18 protein-coding genes are annotated in these 18,261 nt (G+C 60.5%); 15 read left to right on the top strand and 3 right to left on the bottom strand.

Going from position 1 to position 18,261, the window contains the following annotated elements; genetic code table 11:
• Window positions 1-13: 13 nt before the first annotated feature.
• Window positions 14-565: an endonuclease SmrB gene (smrB, locus tag QLG03_RS09405; protein WP_255988976.1), complete on the bottom strand. Its 552-nt coding sequence runs from the start codon at window positions 563-565 to the stop codon at window positions 14-16.
• Window positions 566-732: 167 nt separating this feature from the next.
• Between smrB and prmB the strand changes: the two genes are divergently transcribed.
• From prmB to QLG03_RS09375, 6 genes are read left to right on the top strand one after another with little or no spacing between them, the layout of a single operon-like run.
• On the top strand, window positions 733-1,665 hold the full coding sequence (gene prmB / locus QLG03_RS09400) for a 50S ribosomal protein L3 N(5)-glutamine methyltransferase (RefSeq protein WP_023290538.1): 933 nt from the start codon (window positions 733-735) through the stop codon (window positions 1,663-1,665).
• A 42-nt stretch (window positions 1,666-1,707) separates the two neighbouring features.
• On the top strand, window positions 1,708-2,793 hold the full coding sequence (gene aroC / locus QLG03_RS09395) for a chorismate synthase (RefSeq protein WP_023290537.1): 1,086 nt from the start codon (window positions 1,708-1,710) through the stop codon (window positions 2,791-2,793).
• A gap of 2 nt (window positions 2,794-2,795) precedes the next feature.
• On the top strand, window positions 2,796-3,620 hold the full coding sequence (gene mepA / locus QLG03_RS09390; protein ID WP_023290536.1) for a penicillin-insensitive murein endopeptidase: 825 nt from the start codon (window positions 2,796-2,798) through the stop codon (window positions 3,618-3,620).
• Window positions 3,620-4,429, top strand: coding sequence for a sulfite exporter TauE/SafE family protein (locus QLG03_RS09385; protein WP_004201787.1), 810 nt, complete (start codon window positions 3,620-3,622; stop codon window positions 4,427-4,429). Before mepA ends, QLG03_RS09385 begins: the two co-directional genes overlap by 1 nt.
• Complete coding sequence (locus tag QLG03_RS09380) at window positions 4,429-4,977, top strand: elongation factor P hydroxylase (RefSeq protein WP_032453614.1); 549 nt, start codon at window positions 4,429-4,431, stop codon at window positions 4,975-4,977. Before QLG03_RS09385 ends, QLG03_RS09380 begins: the two co-directional genes overlap by 1 nt.
• Window positions 4,978-5,008: 31 nt before the next feature.
• Window positions 5,009-5,290: a YfcL family protein gene (locus tag QLG03_RS09375; protein ID WP_023290534.1), complete on the top strand. Its 282-nt coding sequence runs from the start codon at window positions 5,009-5,011 to the stop codon at window positions 5,288-5,290.
• A 159-nt stretch (window positions 5,291-5,449) separates the two neighbouring features.
• On the opposite strand, the gene mnmC is transcribed toward QLG03_RS09375, so the two are convergent.
• Window positions 5,450-7,438, bottom strand: coding sequence for a bifunctional tRNA (5-methylaminomethyl-2-thiouridine)(34)-methyltransferase MnmD/FAD-dependent 5-carboxymethylaminomethyl-2-thiouridine(34) oxidoreductase MnmC (mnmC, locus tag QLG03_RS09370; RefSeq protein WP_255988978.1), 1,989 nt, complete (start codon window positions 7,436-7,438; stop codon window positions 5,450-5,452).
• 158 nt (window positions 7,439-7,596) lie between these two features.
• Between mnmC and fabB the strand changes: the two genes are divergently transcribed.
• Both fabB and QLG03_RS09360 read left to right on the top strand, forming a co-directional pair.
• Complete coding sequence (gene fabB, locus QLG03_RS09365) at window positions 7,597-8,817, top strand: beta-ketoacyl-ACP synthase I (protein WP_002913291.1); 1,221 nt, start codon at window positions 7,597-7,599, stop codon at window positions 8,815-8,817.
• A 209-nt stretch (window positions 8,818-9,026) separates the two neighbouring features.
• Entirely contained in the window at window positions 9,027-10,202 is a 1,176-nt protein-coding gene (locus QLG03_RS09360; protein ID WP_048297943.1) for an MFS transporter, read from the top strand.
• A gap of 86 nt (window positions 10,203-10,288) precedes the next feature.
• On the opposite strand, the gene flk is transcribed toward QLG03_RS09360, so the two are convergent.
• Window positions 10,289-11,266 (bottom strand): flagella biosynthesis regulator Flk, encoded by a 978-nt coding sequence (gene flk, locus QLG03_RS09355; protein ID WP_117129348.1) that lies wholly within the window; start codon window positions 11,264-11,266, stop codon window positions 10,289-10,291.
• A 110-nt stretch (window positions 11,267-11,376) separates the two neighbouring features.
• On the opposite strand from flk, the gene pdxB reads away from it, so the two are divergent.
• The 7 genes from pdxB (at window position 11,377) to dedD (ending at window position 18,224) form a co-directional block, all read left to right on the top strand.
• Complete coding sequence (gene pdxB / locus QLG03_RS09350) at window positions 11,377-12,513, top strand: 4-phosphoerythronate dehydrogenase PdxB (RefSeq protein ID WP_048297940.1); 1,137 nt, start codon at window positions 11,377-11,379, stop codon at window positions 12,511-12,513.
• A 63-nt stretch (window positions 12,514-12,576) separates the two neighbouring features.
• Window positions 12,577-13,590 carry an aspartate-semialdehyde dehydrogenase gene (locus QLG03_RS09345; RefSeq protein ID WP_023290529.1) on the top strand — a complete coding sequence of 338 codons (1,014 nt, stop codon included), beginning with the start codon at window positions 12,577-12,579 and terminating at the stop codon, window positions 13,588-13,590.
• Window positions 13,590-14,402, top strand: a complete 813-nt coding sequence (gene truA, locus QLG03_RS09340; RefSeq protein WP_023290528.1) for a tRNA pseudouridine(38-40) synthase TruA — start codon at window positions 13,590-13,592, stop codon at window positions 14,400-14,402. Before QLG03_RS09345 ends, truA begins: the two co-directional genes overlap by 1 nt.
• A 26-nt stretch (window positions 14,403-14,428) precedes the next feature.
• Window positions 14,429-15,088 (top strand): DedA family protein, encoded by a 660-nt coding sequence (locus QLG03_RS09335; RefSeq protein WP_002913221.1) that lies wholly within the window; start codon window positions 14,429-14,431, stop codon window positions 15,086-15,088.
• A 186-nt stretch (window positions 15,089-15,274) separates the two neighbouring features.
• Window positions 15,275-16,195: an acetyl-CoA carboxylase, carboxyltransferase subunit beta gene (gene accD, locus QLG03_RS09330; protein WP_004201773.1), complete on the top strand. Its 921-nt coding sequence runs from the start codon at window positions 15,275-15,277 to the stop codon at window positions 16,193-16,195.
• Window positions 16,196-16,270: 75 nt separating this feature from the next.
• Window positions 16,271-17,539: a bifunctional tetrahydrofolate synthase/dihydrofolate synthase gene (gene folC / locus QLG03_RS09325; RefSeq protein ID WP_023290525.1), complete on the top strand. Its 1,269-nt coding sequence runs from the start codon at window positions 16,271-16,273 to the stop codon at window positions 17,537-17,539.
• Window positions 17,529-18,224, top strand: coding sequence for a cell division protein DedD (gene dedD, locus QLG03_RS09320; RefSeq protein ID WP_023290524.1), 696 nt, complete (start codon window positions 17,529-17,531; stop codon window positions 18,222-18,224). Before folC ends, dedD begins: the two co-directional genes overlap by 11 nt.
• Window positions 18,225-18,261: the final 37 nt, after the last annotated feature.

The following is an 18,261-nucleotide window of genomic DNA, read 5'->3' as shown; positions in this document are numbered from 1 at the left end:
CCGGAGCTCGCCGTCAAGGCAGCTCCGGCGGTTGCCACTCCTCGACCTCAATCAGAATCAGCAGTGCGGCGTCACCGCCGTACTCTTTTGGCGCCTGATGAAAAGCCATGATGTGCGGATGCTGCGCCAGCCACAGCGGGGTTTGCTGTTTGAGAATGTGCTTCCCGTGCCCGTGCATCACGCAGGCGCAAAACACATGCTCGCGGCGGCAGGCGGCAATCAGCGCGCCCAGTTCCTGTTTGGCCTGCTGCTGGGTGAGCCCATGCAGATCGAGAAACAGTTCCGGGGAATAATCCCCACGGCGCAGCTTTTTCAGCTCAAAATGGCTGACGTCGGCGCGGACATATTTTGTCGAGCCTTCGGTATTCAGTAACGGCTGAAACTCATCGGAAAAATAGTGGCTGTTGTCGGCCTGCTCCTGCAGCAGACGCTTAGGGGCAACCTCGGTGATTTTCTTGCGCTGCGGGCGGTGAACGATGGTGTCCTGTTTGATCTTCCGCGTGCCGGTCATCAGCTGACGGAACAGCGCCTGATCCTCCTCGCTAAGCAATGTCTTCTTTTTCATTGTCCGCTCTCATTAATACTTTGCGCTAGTTTACCCGACTCAATATCCCTTCGGGCAAGGAAAACCTGTTTTTTCCCCCGCCACCCCACGCAAGAATGCTGATTTATCGCCGTCTTCATGGCACACTAGCCGCCGAATTTATAGCAGAGTGTGCCCTGGAGGATGTCGTGGATAAAATTTTTGTTGATGAGGCAGTCAATGAGCTGCATACCATTCAGGACATGCTGCGCTGGGCGGTAAGCCGTTTCAGCGCTGCTAATATCTGGTACGGTCACGGGACTGACAACCCATGGGACGAGGCGGTACAGCTGGTGCTGCCTTCGCTGTATCTGCCGCTGGATATTCCGGAAGATATGCGCACTGCGCGCCTGACCTCCAGCGAGAAACACCGCATTGTAGAGCGGGTGATTCGCCGCGTGAACGAGCGTATTCCCGTCGCCTATCTGACCAACAAAGCGTGGTTCTGCGGCCATGAGTTTTACGTCGATGAGCGAGTGCTGGTGCCGCGCTCCCCGATCGGCGAACTGATCAATAACCAGTTTGCCGGGCTGATTACCCATAAGCCGCAGCATATCCTTGATATGTGCACCGGCAGCGGCTGCATCGCCATTGCCTGCGCCTATGCCTTCCCGGAAGCTGAAGTCGACGCCGTGGATATCTCCCCGGACGCGCTGGCCGTCGCCGAGCACAATGTGGAATCCCATGGCCTGATCCATCATGTGACGCCGATCCGTTCCGACCTGTTCCGCGACCTGCCGAAGCTACAATACGATCTGATCGTCACTAATCCGCCGTATGTCGATGAAGAGGACATGGCCGATCTGCCGGAAGAGTATGAGCATGAGCCGGTTCTGGGTCTGGCCTCCGGAAGCGATGGCCTGAAGCTGACGCGCCGCATCCTCGGCAATGCGCCGGATTATCTCAGCGACGACGGGATTCTGATTTGTGAAGTCGGTAACAGCATGGTACATCTGATGGAGCAGTATCCGGACGTGCCGTTTACCTGGCTTGAGTTTGATAACGGCGGCGACGGCGTCTTTATGCTGACCAAACAGCAGCTGATTGACGCTCGCGCGCACTTCGGTATTTATAAAGACTAAAAAAAACAACACGCCAACATAACGACAAAGAATGGAGCCGTGATGGCAGGAAATACAATTGGACAACTCTTTCGCGTCACCACCTTCGGCGAGTCGCACGGCCTGGCGCTGGGCTGCATCGTTGACGGCGTGCCGCCGGGCATTCCGCTGACCGAAGCCGATCTGCAGCACGACCTCGATCGTCGTCGCCCGGGTACCTCGCGTTACACCACGCAGCGTCGCGAGCCGGATCAGGTCAAAATCCTCTCCGGCGTCTTCGAAGGCGTCACCACCGGGACCAGTATCGGGCTGCTGATTGAGAACACCGATCAGCGCTCGCAGGATTACGGCGCGATCAAAGATCTGTTCCGTCCTGGCCATGCGGATTACACCTACGAACAAAAGTATGGTCTGCGCGACTATCGCGGCGGCGGTCGCTCCTCCGCCCGCGAAACCGCGATGCGCGTGGCGGCCGGGGCGATTGCCAAAAAATTCCTCGCCGCGAAGTTCGGCATCGTCATTCGCGGCTGCCTGACGCAGATGGGCGACATTCCGCTGGCTATTAAAGACTGGGATCAGGTTGAACAGAATCCTTTCTTCTGCCCGGACCCGGAGAAAATCGACGCTCTCGATGAACTGATGCGCGGTCTGAAAAAAGAGGGCGACTCCATTGGCGCCAAAGTGACCGTCGTCGCCGACGGCGTACCGCCGGGCCTTGGCGAGCCGGTCTTTGACCGCCTTGACGCCGATATCGCCCACGCGCTGATGAGCATCAACGCCGTGAAAGGCGTGGAGATTGGCGACGGTTTCGACGTGGTGAAGCTGCGCGGCAGCGAAAACCGCGATGAGATCACCAAAACCGGATTCCAGAGCAACCACGCCGGCGGCATTCTTGGCGGCATCAGCAGCGGTCAGCAGATCGTTGCCAACATCGCGCTGAAGCCGACCTCCAGTATTACCGTTCCCGGTCATACCATTAACCGCTTTGGCGAAGAGGTGGAGATGATCACCAAAGGGCGTCACGATCCGTGCGTCGGCATACGCGCCGTACCGATCGCTGAGGCGATGCTGGCGATTGTCTTAATGGATCACTTTATGCGTCAGCGCGCGCAGAATGGCGACGTGACGACGACAATTCCACGCTGGTAACCATGAAAAACACCGTTATCGCCCTGCTGGCGCTGCTGGCCAGCGCCGGCAGCCTGGCCGCCACGCCATGGCAGAAGATATCCCAGCCAATCGGCGGCAGCGCGCAGTCGATTGGCGCGTTCTCCAATGGCTGTATCGTTGGCGCCGAGGCGCTGCCGCTGAACGCCGCCGGCTATCAGGTGATGCGTACCGATCAGCGTCGCTACTTCGGTCATCCGGATCTGGTTCAGTTTATTCAGCGCCTGAGCAATCAGGTGCACAATAAAGGCATGGGGACCGTGCTGATTGGCGACATGGGGATGCCGGCAGGCGGCCGCTTTAACGGCGGCCACGCCAGCCATCAGACGGGCCTCGATGTCGATATCTTCCTCCAGCTGCCGCAGACGCGCTGGACTTCGTCCCAGTTGCTGAAGCCGCAGGCCCTGGATCTGGTCGCCAGCGATGGCAAACGCGTGGTGCCGTCGCTGTGGAGTCCGCAAATCAGCCAGCTGATCAAGCTGGCGGCGGAAGATAGCGAAGTGACCCGCATCTTCGTCAACCCGGCGATTAAACAGCAGCTGTGTCTGGATGCGGGCAACGACCGCCAGTGGCTGCGCAAAGTTCGTCCCTGGTTCCAGCATCGCGCCCATATGCACGTCCGTCTGCGCTGCCCGGCGGGCAGCCTGGAGTGCGAAGATCAGGCGCCGCCGCCGGCCGGCGATGGCTGCGGTGCGGAGCTGCAGAGCTGGTTCGAGCCACCTAAACCCGGGTCTACCCCACCTGTGAAGAAGACGCCGCCGCCGTTGCCGCCTTCCTGCCAGGCGCTACTGGATGAGCATGTGCTGTAATGGATAGTTTTATTGAGTTGTTTTCCGTATCGCCGCTGGTGCTGGTGGTGCTTTTCTTTGTCGCCATCCTGGCCGGTTTTATTGACTCACTGGCCGGGGGCGGGGGCTTACTGACCGTGCCGGCGCTAATGGCCGCCGGTATGCCGCCGGCCCAGGCGCTGGCGACCAATAAGCTGCAGGCCTGCGGCGGATCGCTGTCGGCGACCCTCTATTTTGTCCGCCGCAAGGTGGTCAATCTCGCCGATCAGAAGCTGAATATTCTGATGACCTTTATCGGTTCAACCGCCGGCGCGCTGCTGGTCCAGCACGTGCAGTCCGATATTCTTAAGCAGATCCTGCCGTTGCTGGTGATCGGCATCGGTCTCTATTTTCTGCTGATGCCGAAACTGGGCGAAGCGGACCGACAGCGTCGGCTCTACGGCCTGCCGTTTGCGCTGGTCGCCGGCGGCAGCGTCGGGTTTTACGATGGCTTTTTCGGCCCCGGCGCCGGTTCGTTTTATGCGCTGGCGTTTGTCACCCTGGCCGGGTTTAACCTGGCGAAGTCGACGGCCCACGCCAAATTGCTCAACGCCACCTCGAACGTCGGCGGCCTGCTGCTGTTTATTATCGGCGGAAAGGTTATCTGGGCCACCGGCTTTGTGATGATGGCCGGCCAGTTTATTGGCGCCCGCGCCGGCTCCCGGCTGGTGCTGAGCAAAGGGCAATCGCTGATCCGACCGATGATCGTTATCGTTTCGGCGGTGATGAGCGCGAAACTTCTCTACGACAGCCACGGGGCTGAGATTTTGCAGTGGTTGGGAATTCATTAATGCAACAGCAACACCATTATCAGCAGCTTATTGACCTCTTCGACAGCTGCTTTGCCGCAGATTTTAATACTCGCCTGGTGAAAGGCGACGATGAGCCGATTTACCTCCCGGCGGACGATGACACGCCATATCACCGTATCGTCTTCGCGCACGGTTTTTTTGCCAGCGCTCTGCATGAGATCTCCCATTGGTGCATCGCCGGCAAAGCCCGCCGCGAGCTGGTGGATTTTGGCTACTGGTACTGTCCGGACGGCCGCGATGCGATGACCCAAAGCCAGTTTGAGGACGTAGAGGTGAAACCGCAGGCCCTGGAGTGGCTGTTCTGCGTGGCGGCGGGATTTCCGTTTAACGTCAGCTGCGACAATCTGGAAGGTGACGTTGAACCCGATCGCATCGCCTTTCAGCGCCGGGTACATGCCCGGGTGATGACTCTGCTTGAGCAAGGGATCCCCGAACGTCCGGCGCGTCTTATTCGCGCATTACAACACTATTATCAAACGCCGCCATTGACGGCAGAACACTTTCCGTGGCCGGAAGACCTGCACTAAGGCCACACATTACATGACAAGAGGTAAGATGATGATCGCGGAGTTTGAATCACGCATTCTGGCGCTGATTGACAACATGGTAGACCACGCCAGTGATGATGAACTGTTTGCCGGCGGTTATCTGCGCGGCCACCTGACGCTGGCGGTGGCTGAGCTGGAAGGTGAGGGCGAACATTCAGCGGAAGCGGTACACAGCAAAGTCAGCCATAGCCTGGAGAAAGCCATCGGCGCTGGCGAACTGTCGCCGCCGGACCAAATTCTGGTGCAGGGCATGTGGGAAAACCTGTATCAGCAGGCGAAAAATCAGGCCTGATCCATGATGTAGGTCGGATAAGCGTAGCGCCATCCGACACGCTAACGGCGCAACCAGGATTTACCCTGTTTGCGCTGTGCTTCTCCGGGCTACCGCGTTGGTCCCCCGGACGAGGCCGGGAATGTCGCGCTTCCCAGGGATTTTTCTCCCCTTGCGCTGTTACTTCACCGCTTTTCCCTTCAGCAGTTTTCTCACCCATAGCCGATTCGGATTCAGCGCCGCCAGGGTGCCGCTATCCAGCGGTAGCGGTTCAGCGCTCATCTGCGCCGCCAGCAGCTCAGCGCTTAACGGCGCGGTGCAAATGCCTCGCGATCCGAGGGCGCCAAGCATAAACAGGTTATGGAAGACCGGCGCGCTACCGGCGTTATCCTGCCGTTCGTGGAGGCTGGCGTATTGCGTCAATGTCGCCGCATAGTCCGGCACGTTGCCGACCATCGGCAGATGATCGCGGGTGGCGCAGCGCACGCCGCAGCGGGCGTCACTGGCGCTAATATCCACGTCCTGCGGCCACTCCGCGCCCGGGAAGCAGTCGATCAGCCGTTGCCGGTTGTGCTGCTGATCTTCTTCGCTGAAGGTGGTGTCGGTTTTGCCGCGATGGTAGCTGGCGCCAATGCAGTGCTGCTGATTTTGCGGATTCTGCGGCGTCAGGTAGCCGTCGTAGCACAGCACCTGGCGCAGGTCGGAAAGCCGCGGGGTGGTGGGTATATGGCTGACCTGGCCGCCAACGGGGTAGACCGGCAACGGCGCGGTTTGCGCAAAATCCGATATGCGGTGGCCGTTGGCCAGCACGACCGCCTGATGATAGCGCTGCCGGTTGAGCAGCCAGCCATCGCCCTCCGCGCTCAACGTCTCGACCTGATAACCATAATGCACGTGCAGTCCGCGAGTCGCCGCCAGCGCCAGCAGCTCGGCGGTGAGCTGCTGCGGGCACAGCCAACCGCCGGCCGGATAGGTTATGCCGCCGCAGCCGGTCTCGACGCCGGTCAGCTCCGCAGCCTGCTCCGCCGTCACCGCGCAGGCGATATCAGGGGGCAGCTCCAGGGCCAGCATCTGATTGATTTTGTGTGCGCTTTTTTCATCCCAGCCAAGCTGGGTGACCCCGCACCATTGATGATCGAACAGCACCGGCAGCGCGTCGTAGGTGCGGCGGGCGAAGGTAAAGGCGGCTGGGAAAAAGCGCGCCAGCGCCGGATCGTGCTGGCTTAACAGCGGGTAGAGCGCGCCCTGGCGATTACCGGAGGCGCCCTGCGCCGGGGCGTCGTCCGCACAGTAAAGGGTCACCTGCCAGCCGCGACGCAGCAGCGCCAGGGAGAGCAGGGCGCTGGCGATACCGCCGCCGACGATGGCCGCCTCGCGGGCCTCGCTCCCGGGGCGGGCGAACCAGGGCCCGCGCGCCGGCAAGGTCAGCGTTTGCGCCATCTCGCCGGTCAGCATCTCCCGTTTGCGGCCGAAGCCTTTGGTTTTACGCAGGGTAAACCCGGCTTCCTGCAGGCCGCGGCGGACAAAACCGGCGGAGGTAAAAGTGGCCAGCGTCCCGCCGGGACGCGCCAGGCGCGCCATGGCATTGAACAGATCCTGGGTCCACATGTCGGGATTTTTCGCCGGGGCAAAGCCGTCGAGAAACCAGGCGTCCACCTGCTGATTCAGCGAATCATCCAGTTCTCTGGTCAGCTCGTTGATATCGCCAAACCACAGATCGAGCGTGACCCGTCCGCCGTCGAGCAGCAGACGATGGCATCCGGCGAAGGCCGAAGGCCATTGCGCCTGCAGCTGTTCCGCCCATGGAGCCAGCTCTGGCCAGCGCTGGTGCGCCAGGCGGAGATCTTCCGCCTTCAGCGGATATTTCTCAAAACTGATGAAATGTAACCTTTGCAGGGTAACGTCCGGGTTATCGCGAACAAAAACGTCAAACGCCTGCCAGAGGGTGAGGAAATTGAGCCCGGTGCCGAAGCCGCTCTCCGCGACGATCAACAGCGGGCGAGGGTGGCTGGAGAAGCGCTCCGGCAGGCGATTTCCGCCGAGAAAGACGTAGCGTGTCTCTTCCAGACCGTTGTCATTGGAAAAGTAAACATCGTCAAAATCTCGGGAAACAGGTGTACCCTCAGCATTGAATTCCAGGTTGGCGGGTTGTATAGCGTTTTGTTTCACGTAAGTTACTCGAATCACAAGGCGTAGCGCGATCTTAGCGATGTGTGCCTGAGGGCGCAAATTTATACACAAAATGTCTGATCGGACTTGTTCGGCGTACAAGTGTACGCTATCGTGCGACACGAAACTTAAAATAGTGCGACTTACAGAGGTATTTAATGAAACGTGCAGTGATTACTGGCTTGGGCATCGTTTCCAGCATCGGTAATAACCAGCAGGAAGTCCTGGCATCTCTGCGTGAAGGACGTTCAGGGATCACTTTCTCTCAGGAGCTGAAAGATTCAGGGATGCGCAGCCACGTATGGGGCAACGTCAAACTGGATACCACTGGCCTCATTGACCGCAAAGTAGTGCGCTTCATGAGCGACGCCTCCATCTATGCTTACCTGTCCATGGAACAGGCCGTTGCCGACGCAGGTCTGGCGCCGGAAGCATACCAGAATAACCCGCGTGTCGGCCTGATCGCAGGCTCCGGCGGCGGCTCCCCGAAATTCCAGGTCTTCGGCGCCGATGCCATGCGCAGCCCGCGTGGTCTGAAAGCCGTGGGTCCGTATGTGGTCACCAAAGCGATGGCTTCCGGCGTTTCCGCCTGCCTCGCCACGCCGTTTAAAATCCACGGCGTTAACTACTCCATCAGCTCCGCCTGCGCCACTTCCGCACACTGCATCGGTAACGCGGTAGAGCAGATCCAGCTGGGCAAACAGGATATCGTCTTTGCCGGCGGCGGCGAAGAGCTGTGCTGGGAAATGGCCTGCGAGTTCGACGCCATGGGCGCGCTGTCCACCAAATACAACGACACGCCGGAAAAAGCCTCCCGCACCTATGACGCCAACCGTGACGGCTTCGTTATCGCCGGCGGCGGCGGTATGGTCGTGGTGGAAGAGCTGGAACACGCCCTGGCGCGCGGCGCGCACATCTATGCGGAAATCGTCGGCTACGGCGCAACCTCCGATGGCGCAGACATGGTAGCCCCATCCGGTGAAGGCGCAGTGCGCTGCATGCAGATGGCGATGCACGGCGTTGATACCCCGATCGACTACCTGAACTCCCACGGTACTTCCACGCCGGTCGGCGACGTGAAAGAGCTGGGCGCGATCCGCGAAGTGTTCGGCGACAACAGCCCGGCTATCTCGGCGACCAAAGCAATGACCGGTCACTCGCTGGGCGCTGCTGGCGTGCAGGAAGCTATCTACTCCCTGCTGATGCTGGAGCACGGCTTTATCGCGCCGAGCATCAACGTCGAAGAGCTGGATGAGCAGGCTGCCGGCCTGAACATCGTCACCAAACCGACTGACGCTAAGCTGACCACCGTGATGTCCAACAGCTTCGGCTTTGGCGGCACCAACGCCACGCTGGTGATGCGTAAATACAACGCCTAATCGGCACGCGATGCACTGAGGGGAGCCACCGGCTCCCCTTTTTTGTCATCTTGACAGGGTAAGAGCCCGCAGGCACACTGCTGGCGGATCCATTAGTCTCTCCACTAATGCGTAAGCGTTTAACGTCAACCAACGCGCCTTAACCCTGATAGTCAGGTGGAGGGGGCGTGTCGCTTTGCTCGCCTTACTCTGCGAATCTGGAGTAATGCATGTCCGCAGTCACTGAAACAACATCTCATTCTTCCGCGAATTTGTCGCTTTTTCGCATTACGCTCGCCGTCTTTTTGACCTATATGACCGTCGGTTTGCCGCTGCCGGTGATCCCGCTGTTTGTCCATCAGGAGCTGGGATTGGGTAACACCATGGTCGGCGTAGCGGTGGGGATCCAGTTCCTCGCCACCGTTCTTACCCGCGGCTACGCCGGGCGTCTGGCAGACCAGTACGGCGCCAAACGCTCCGTCCTGCAAGGGATGCTGGCCTGCGCCCTGGCCGGCGCGGCCTGGCTGGCCGCTGCGCTGCTGCCGCTGCCGGTGTTCGCGAAGCTGGGCCTGTTGCTGCTGGGCCGCCTGATCCTCGGGTTTGGCGAAAGCCAGCTGCTGACCGGCAACCTGAGCTGGGGGATGGGGCTGGTGGGGCCGGCCCGCTCCGGCAAAGTGATGTCATGGAACGGCATGGCGATGTACGGCTCGCTGGCGGTGGGCGCCCCGCTGGGATTGTTAATTTACAGCCACTTTGGCGTGGCGGTCCTGGCCTGCGTCACCATGGGACTACCGCTTGTCGCCTTGCTCATCAACGGCACGGTGCGCAAAGTGGCGGCGCACGGCGGCGAGCGGCCTTCACTGTGGAGCGTCATCGGCATGATCTGGCGGCCGGGTATTGGCCTGGGCCTGCAGGGCGTCGGCTTTGCGGCGATCGGCACCTTCGTCTCTCTCTATTTTGCCAGTCAGAACTGGCCGATGGCCGGATTTACCCTGACGGCGTTTGGCGGCGCCTTTGTGCTGATGCGGGTGCTGTTTGGCTGGATGCCGGATCGGTTTGGCGGCGTTAAAGTGGCGATGGTCTCGCTGCTGATAGAGGCGGTCGGTCTGACGCTGCTGGGGCTGGCGCCCGGCGTCTGGGTGGCGCTGGCCGGCGCGGCGCTGACCGGATGCGGCTGTTCGCTTATTTTCCCCTCGCTTGGCGTTGAGGTGGTGAAGCGCGTCCCGGCGCAGGTGCGCGGCACTGCGCTCGGCGGCTATGCGGCCTTTCAGGATATCTCTTATGGCCTGACCGGGCCGCTGACCGGTCTGCTGGCCACTTCGCTGGGCTACTCGTCGGTTTTCCTTGCCGGCGCCCTCTGCGCGGCGCTGGGGATCCTCGTCACCCTCATCTCATTTCGCCGCTAGGTTGTTGTCAGACCAGAAACCGCCGTAGTAAACACTGCGGCGTTTGGCATCAAAGGGTGCCGTGAACGCCGCCAGTGCCTGCTGGGCTACAGCAGGAGCCACAGCACCAGGAGCAGGACAACCGCGCCCAGCGCCAGCTGCCAAGGCTTAGCGGCCCATGTCCGCCGGGTCGCGGGCTCCTCCTGCGGGATCGCCAGCGTCTCCTGGGCGCGGGCTACCCGCAGCACAAACACCTTATTCAGCAGCGCCAGGATCTGCGCCGGGCTCAGTGCGGTCTGCGGCGTGACCTGCCAGTTGCGACGGGCAAAGTCGACAATCTTCTGCCACTCCGCGGCCTCCAGCGGCTGCTTGAGCGCCCCCTGCAGCGAGGTAAGCGTGGGCGCGCTTTGCGCGCTGAGCGTCTGCCGCGCCTGCAGCCAGTACGAAAGCGGCGTGAAGTGCGTCGCCGGGATCAGCTCCCCGGACTTGACGCCGCAAAGTTCCAGCATGGACTGCCAAATCAGTTTGCTCGGTTCGCCGGTGGCGGCCGCCAGCTTAGTCACCAGCTGATTGAGCGTGTTGTGCTCGGCCGGCAGCAGTGGACGAAGGGTCGGCGGGCGCTGCTGCGGCTGCGGGATCGACAGCTGACCGCGCTGCAGCAGATGCAGAATGTTCTCCAGTTGCGACTGGCTGAGGGCATGCAGCGCCGTTTGCCCATAATGCTGACGAATATAATCGCTCACCGCCTGGCGGTTATTGCCCTGGCCGAGCAGATCGCTGAGCTGCGCCAGGGTCTGGCGATGATGATGATTGTCCTGCGCGGCGGCCAGGCGCTGGTTGAGACTGGCCTCGGCGGCGCTGAAATGGCGGGCCAGCAGGGGCGTGTCGCCTTTCAGTCCGAGGTCATGTTTGACGCAGGCCCACACTTCCGCATTCTGCTGCGAGGTCAGCGCCACCAGGCGCGTGATCAGTCGCTCCAGGACGGTGCGTTGCTGCATGGAAAGCGAAGGTTCGCCGGTGGCGGCAGTGCCTGATGGGCCTCGCCCTGGAGGACGGTCTGGCATATCTGCAAGGGGGTGCGTCATGATTCATCCTTTCGATATCGCGGTGCTGGAACCAGGTGATGAGTATGCCTGGCGGCCAGATTATGGCACACTTCCCCGGTTAACTCTCGTTCTCAGACAGGTACTGAACTGTGAAAATCCTCGTTGATGAAAATATGCCCTATGCCCGTGAGCTTTTTAGCCGTTTAGGCGACGTGCAGGCGATCCCGGGCCGCCCGGTCCCGGCCGATGCCCTGACCGATGCGGATGCCTTAATGGTGCGCTCGGTCACCCGGGTCAATGAAGCATTGCTTGCCGGCAAGGCCATCAGGTTCGTCGGCACCGCGACCGCAGGCACCGATCATGTCGATCAGGCGTGGCTGCAGCAGGCGGGGATTGGTTTCTCCGCGGCGCCAGGCTGCAACGCCATTGCGGTGGTGGAGTATGTCTTTTCATCGCTGCTGATGCTGGCCGAACGTGACGGCTTCTCGCTGCGCGATCGCACCGTCGGGATTGTCGGCGTCGGTAACGTCGGCGGGCGACTGCAAAAGCGTCTGGAGGCGCTGGGCATCAAAACTCTGCTCTGCGATCCGCCGCGCGCTGACCGCGGCGACGAAGGCGACTTCCGCTCCCTTGACGATCTGGTCCAGCAGGCCGATGTCCTCACCTTCCATACCCCGCTGTATAAAGAAGGACAATATAAAACGTTACATCTGGCGGATGAGGCGCTGATTAGCCGCCTGAAGCCCGGAACGATTTTGATCAACGCCTGCCGCGGGCCGGTGGTGGATAACGCCGCGTTGCTGAAACGCCTGGAAGCCGGTCAGTCCCTGAGCGTGGTGCTGGACGTTTGGGAGCCGGAGCCGGATCTCAACATAGCGCTTCTCAAGCGGGTGGATATCGGCACGGCGCATATCGCCGGCTATACCCTTGAAGGGAAGGCGCGCGGGACGACGCAGGTATTCGAAGCCTATAGCGCCTTTATCGGTCATCCGCAGCAGGTGGCGCTGGATACCCTGCTGCCGGCCCCGGAGTTTGGCCGCATCACCCTGCATGGCCCGCTCGATCAGCCGACGCTGAAAAGACTGGTTCATTTGGTGTATGATGTGCGCCGCGATGATGCGCCGCTGCGGAAGGTGGCGGGCGTCGCCGGTGAATTCGACAAGCTGCGTAAAAATTATCAGGAACGTCGCGAATGGTCTTCGCTGTACGTGCAGTGCAGCGATGAGCAGGCGGCGACGCTGTTGCGCCAGCTCGGTTTTAACGCCGTGCATCATCCTGTTCGTTAATGTCTTCTTAATGCCCCTGCCGGATACTCCGGCAGGGCCGCTTTATTTCTGGAGTAAACCACCATGTCTGAAGGCTGGAATATTGCCGTACTGGGCGCAACGGGCGCCGTAGGCGAAGCCCTGCTCGAAACTCTCGCTGAACGCCAGTTCCCGGTGGGGGAGATTTTTGCTCTGGCGCGCAACGAAAGCGCGGGCGAACATCTGCGTTTTGGTGGCAAGTCGGTGATCGTCAAGGACGCCGCCGAGTTTGACTGGACCCAGGCCCAGCTGGCTTTCTTTGCCGCAGGCGTCGAAGCCAGCGCAGCGTATGTCGAAGATGCGACAAACGCCGGATGTCTGGTTATCGATCTCAGCGGCCTGTTTGCGCTGGAGCCGGACGTACCGCTGGTGGTGCCGGACGTGAACCCGTTCGTGTTAGGCGATTACCGCAACCGCAATCTGATTGCGGTGCCCAATAGTTTGACCAGCCAGCTGCTGACGGCGCTGAAGCCGCTTATCGATCAGGGTGGACTGTCGCGCATTAGCGTCACTAACCTGCTCTCCGCCTCTGGGCAGGGGAAAAAAGCGGTGGATGCGCTGGCAGGGCAGAGCGCCAAGCTGCTGAACGGCATCCCCATCGATGAAGACGATTTCTTTGGCCGCCAGCTGGCCTTCAACATGCTGCCGCTGCTGCCGGATCGTGAAGGTAGCGTGCGCGAAGAGCGCCGTATCGTCGATGAAGCGCGCAAAATTCTTCAGGATGACGGGCTGATGATCTCCGCCAGCGTCGTCCAGTCGCCGGTCTTCTACGGCCATGCGCAGATGGTGAACTTTGAAGCGATGCGTCCGCTGGCGGCGGAAGAGGCGCGTGACGCCTTTACCCGCGGCGAGGAGATCGAACTTTCTGAAGAGGGCGAATTCCCCACTCAGGTTGGCGACGCTTCCGGCAACGCCCGTCTCTCCATCGGCTGCGTGCATAATGATTACGGCATGCCGGAGCAAGTCCAGTTCTGGTCGGTGGCGGATAACGTCCGCTTCGGCGGCGCGCTGATGGCGGTGAAGATCGCCGAGAAGTTGATTGAGGAGTACCTGTACTGATGTCTGAGATGGAGCAACAGCCGGTCTGTAAAATCGCGCTGGGCATCGAGTACGACGGTAGCAAATATTACGGCTGGCAGCGGCAAAACGAAGTACGCAGCGTGCAGGAGAAGCTGGAAAAGGCGCTCTCGCAGGTGGCGAACGAATCCATTACCGTCTTTTGCGCTGGCCGCACCGACGCCGGTGTCCATGGCACCGGCCAGGTGGTGCATTTCGAAACCCGGGCGCAGCGTAAAGATGCCGCCTGGACGCTGGGGGTAAATGCGAATTTACCTGGTGACATCGCGGTGCGTTGGGTCAAACATGTCCCGGCGGATTTTCACGCCCGGTTCAGCGCCACGGCGCGCCGCTATCGTTACGTCATCTATAATCATCGCCTGCGTCCGGCGGTACTAAGTCAGGGCGTCACGCATTTTCACCAGCCGCTCGACGCCGCGCGCATGCAGCGTGCCGCACAGTGTCTGCTGGGGGAGAATGACTTTACCTCGTTTCGCGCGGTGCAGTGCCAGTCGCGTACCCCGTGGCGCAACGTAATGCACATTAACGTTACCCGCTACGGCGCTTATGTGGTGGTGGATATCAAAGCGAATGCCTTTGTACATCATATGGTCAGGAATATTGTGGGCAGCCTGATGGAAATCGGGGCCGGAAACCAGCCGGAGAGCTGGATGGCAGAACTGCTGGCAGCAAAAGACAGGACGCTCGCTGCGGCAACGGCAAAAGCGGAAGGGTTGTATCTGGTGTCGGTGGATTACCCGGCCCATTATGATTTACCGGTGCTGCCAATGGGCCCGCTGTTTCTGGCGGACTAATAGGGTCATTAAGGGTAAAGACAAACATGGACTTGATTCACTTTTTAATTGATTTCATCCTGCATATTGATGTGCACCTGGCCGAGCTGGTCGCCCAGTATGGCGTCTGGGTTTATGCCATTCTGTTTTTGATTCTGTTCTGCGAAACCGGGCTGGTGGTAACGCCGTTCCTGCCGGGGGATTCCCTGCTGTTCGTCGCGGGCGCGCTCTCGGCCCTGCCCACCAACGATCTGAATGTCCACCTGATGGTATTGCTGATGGTCATCGCGGCTATCGTCGGCGATGCGGTCAACTACACCATTGGCCGGCTGTTCGGCGAAAAGCTGTTCAGCAACCCGAACTCGAAGATTTTCCGTCGCAGCTATCTGGATAAAACCCATAGCTTCTACGAACGTCACGGCGGAAAAACCATTATCCTGGCGCGCTTTGTGCCGATAGTCCGAACCTTCGCGCCGTTTGTGGCGGGAATGGGGCATATGTCCTATCGTCATTTTGCGGCCTATAACGTCGTCGGGGCGCTGCTGTGGGTGCTGCTGTTCACCTACGCCGGCTATCTGTTTGGCGATCTGCCGGTGGTGCAGGAGAACCTGAAGCTGCTGATCGTGGCGATCATCGTGCTTTCCGTCCTGCCGGGCGTGATTGAGATTATTCGCCATAAGCGGGCGGCGGCGAAGCAGGCGAAGTAGTTTAGCCTGCGTTGCGCGTGACGGTGCACGAGCGTCACGCGCAGCGGTTTGACCACTTTTTTATCCCATGTTCCGGGATGATATGATTTAATGTGCAACATTCATGGTCTGTAAGAGGCAAAAATGGCATTATGCGCCCCTTACGACAAAACTGGCATCGACCAGGTTCAGGCAGAAAGGTTATCAATGAGCTGGATTGAACGAATTAAAAGCAACATCACTCCCACCCGCAAGGCGAGCATTCCTGAGGGTGTATGGACCAAGTGCGACAGCTGCGGTCAGGTACTCTACCGCGCCGAGCTGGAGCGCAACCTGGAGGTTTGTCCTAAGTGCGATCACCATATGCGCATGTCGGCGCGTAATCGCCTGCATAGCCTGTTGGATGAAGGTTCCCTGGTGGAACTGGGTAGCGAACTTGAGCCAAAAGATGTGCTGAAGTTCCGCGATTCAAAAAAATACAAAGACCGCCTGGCGTCCGCTCAAAAAGAGACGGGCGAAAAAGACGCGCTGGTGGTGATGAAAGGTACGCTCTACGCGATGCCGGTGGTGGCCGCGGCCTTTGAATTCTCCTTTATGGGGGGATCGATGGGTTCCGTCGTTGGCGCACGCTTTGTGCGCGCGGTGGAGCAGGCGCTGGAAGATAACTGCCCGTTGATCTGCTTCTCCGCCTCCGGTGGCGCCCGTATGCAGGAAGCGCTGATGTCGCTGATGCAGATGGCGAAAACCTCCGCGGCGCTGGCAAAAATGCAGGAGCGCGGATTACCGTACATCTCTGTGCTGACCGACCCGACCATGGGCGGCGTATCGGCGAGCTTTGCGATGCTGGGCGACCTGAACATTGCCGAGCCGAAAGCGCTGATCGGCTTTGCCGGTCCTCGCGTCATTGAGCAGACCGTACGTGAGAAGCTGCCGCCGGGATTCCAGCGCAGTGAGTTCCTGATTGAAAAAGGGGCGATCGATATGATCGTTCGCCGTCCGGAAATGCGTCTCAAGCTGGCCAGCATTCTGGCGAAGCTGATGAACCTGCCGGCGCCGGTTGCCGCTTCGGAAACGCCTCATGAAGGCGTGGTGGTGCCGCCGGCACCGGATCAGGAACCCGAGGCCTGATAAAGCAGAGGGCAGGGCCTGGCGGCGCTGCCCTTTTTTATTCAAACGCGTTAACCGTCAATTCTTGCGGGCATCATGGAAAAAGATCCTATTCCTCAGGCCACGTCGCCCCTGGCTACGTGGCTTTCTTATCTGGAACATCTGCACAGTAAAACCATCGACCTGGGGCTGGCGCGCGTCAGCGAGGTCGCGCGGCAGATGGATATCGTCAAACCGGCGCCGTTCGTCTTTACGGTCGCGGGCACCAATGGCAAAGGCACCACCTGCCGCACGCTGGAAACGGTCCTGATGGCGGCCGGCTATAAAGTGGGGGTTTACAGCTCTCCGCATCTGGTGCGCTACACCGAACGCGTGCGCATTCAGGGCGCGGAACTGCCGGAGGCAGCGCATACGGCCTCGTTTGCGGAGATTGAAGCGGCGCGGGGCGACATCTCGCTGACCTATTTTGAGTACGGCACGCTCTCTGCGCTATGGTTGTTTAAGCAGGCGCAGCTGGATGTGGTGATCCTGGAGGTGGGCCTCGGCGGCCGTCTCGACGCCACCAATATCGTGGATGCCGACGTCGCCGTGGTCACCAGCATCGCCCTCGATCATACCGACTGGCTGGGACCGGATCGCGACAGTATCGGCCGGGAGAAAGCCGGCATCTTCCGTGCCGGTAAACCGGCGGTGGTAGGGGAGCCGGATATGCCGCACACCATTGCTGAAGTGGCGCGCGAGAAGGGCGCGCTGCTCCAGCGCCGCGGCGTCGACTGGCGCTATGAGGTGGAAGGCGAGACATGGTCCTTCCGCGACGCGGGCGGGGCGTTAAGCCGCCTGCCTCTGCCTCAGGTGCCGTTGCCGAATGCCGCCACGGCCGTGGCGGCGCTGCGCGCCAGCGGCCTTGCCGTGGATGACGCTATCCTGCGCGCGGGGATCCGCGACGCGATGCTGCCGGGACGCTTTCAGATAATCAGCGACGCCCCGCGGGTGATCCTCGATGTGGCGCATAACCCGCACGCGGCGGCTTATCTCGCCGGGCGTCTCAAAACGTTAGCGAAAACGGGACGCGTGCTGGCGGTTATTGGTATGCTGCATGATAAGGACATCGCCGGTACGCTGGCCAATCTGACGCCGGAAGTTGACGTCTGGTACTGCGCGCCGCTGGAGGGTCCGCGCGGGGCGACGGCGGAGCAGCTGGTGGAACATTTGCGTGGCGGCACAGTCTATAGCAGCGTGGCGCAGGCATGGCGCGCGGCCATGGCTGACGCTCAAGCGGAAGATACAGTGCTGGTGTGTGGTTCATTTCACACGGTAGCGCAGGTAATGGAAGAGATTGACGCGGGGAGAATCGGTGGCGAGTAAGTTTCAGAACCGTTTAGTCGGGACAATCGTGCTGGTGGCGCTGGGGGTGATTATCCTGCCAGGGCTGCTGGACGGGCAGAAAAAGCATTATCAGGATGAGTTTGCCGCGATCCCGCTGGTGCCGAAACCCGGCGATCGCGATGAACCGGATATGCTGCCGGCGGCGACTCAGGCGCTGCCTTCGCAGCCGCCGGAAGGGGCGGCGGAGGAGGTGCGGGCTGGCGATGCCGCTGCGCCATCGTTAGATCCGTCGCGTATCCCGGTGAACAGCAACAGCTTCGATGACGTTCAGGAGCCGGTGGTTGCCGCGAAACCGCAGCCTAAACCCCAGCCGAAGCCGCAGCCGAAGCCGCAACAGCAGGCTGCGACGCCTACCCCTCCGCCGGCTAAGCCTCAGCAGCAGCAACCACCGCAGCAGCAGGCGGCCCTGCCGGCGCCGACCGGCAAGGCCTATGTGGTCCAGCTGGGCGCGTTGAAGAACGCCGATAAGGTGAACGAGATCGTCGGTAAGCTACGGGCATCGGGCTTCAAAGTCTATACGTCGCCTTCGACGCCGGTACAGGGTAAAATTACCCGTATCCTCGTCGGCCCGGATGCGTCAAAAGACAAGCTGAAGGGCCAGTTGGGCGATCTGCAACAGATCTCCGGGCTCAGCGGGGTGGTGATGGGCTTCACCCCGAACTGATGGTTTTTTTCCGCCATGCGGAGAGAACGCGGCGGGG

The sequence above is a fragment of the Klebsiella sp. V115_8 genome (genome assembly GCF_029967715.1).
GTDB classification, from domain to species: Bacteria; Pseudomonadota; Gammaproteobacteria; order Enterobacterales; family Enterobacteriaceae; genus Klebsiella; species Klebsiella quasipneumoniae.
Note: the sequence above shows the minus strand (reverse complement) of the source record. Positions and strands in the feature narration are given on the sequence as shown.

What these genes read in the sequence shown, in the direction of transcription:
- smrB (WP_255988976.1), bottom strand. Translation starts at nt 565, where the DNA reads ATGAAAAAGAAGACATTGCTTAGCGAGGAGGATCAGGCGCTGTTCCGT.
- aroC (WP_023290537.1), top strand. Translation starts at nt 1,708, where the DNA reads ATGGCAGGAAATACAATTGGACAACTCTTTCGCGTCACCACCTTCGGC.
- mepA (WP_023290536.1), top strand. Translation starts at nt 2,796, where the DNA reads ATGAAAAACACCGTTATCGCCCTGCTGGCGCTGCTGGCCAGCGCCGGC.
- QLG03_RS09385 (WP_004201787.1), top strand. Translation starts at nt 3,620, where the DNA reads ATGGATAGTTTTATTGAGTTGTTTTCCGTATCGCCGCTGGTGCTGGTG.
- QLG03_RS09380 (WP_032453614.1), top strand. Translation starts at nt 4,429, where the DNA reads ATGCAACAGCAACACCATTATCAGCAGCTTATTGACCTCTTCGACAGC.
- QLG03_RS09375 (WP_023290534.1), top strand. Translation starts at nt 5,009, where the DNA reads ATGATCGCGGAGTTTGAATCACGCATTCTGGCGCTGATTGACAACATG.
- fabB (WP_002913291.1), top strand. Translation starts at nt 7,597, where the DNA reads ATGAAACGTGCAGTGATTACTGGCTTGGGCATCGTTTCCAGCATCGGT.
- QLG03_RS09360 (WP_048297943.1), top strand. Translation starts at nt 9,027, where the DNA reads ATGTCCGCAGTCACTGAAACAACATCTCATTCTTCCGCGAATTTGTCG.
- flk (WP_117129348.1), bottom strand. Translation starts at nt 11,266, where the DNA reads ATGACGCACCCCCTTGCAGATATGCCAGACCGTCCTCCAGGGCGAGGC.
- QLG03_RS09345 (WP_023290529.1), top strand. Translation starts at nt 12,577, where the DNA reads ATGTCTGAAGGCTGGAATATTGCCGTACTGGGCGCAACGGGCGCCGTA.
- truA (WP_023290528.1), top strand. Translation starts at nt 13,590, where the DNA reads ATGTCTGAGATGGAGCAACAGCCGGTCTGTAAAATCGCGCTGGGCATC.
- QLG03_RS09335 (WP_002913221.1), top strand. Translation starts at nt 14,429, where the DNA reads ATGGACTTGATTCACTTTTTAATTGATTTCATCCTGCATATTGATGTG.
- accD (WP_004201773.1), top strand. Translation starts at nt 15,275, where the DNA reads ATGAGCTGGATTGAACGAATTAAAAGCAACATCACTCCCACCCGCAAG.
- folC (WP_023290525.1), top strand. Translation starts at nt 16,271, where the DNA reads ATGGAAAAAGATCCTATTCCTCAGGCCACGTCGCCCCTGGCTACGTGG.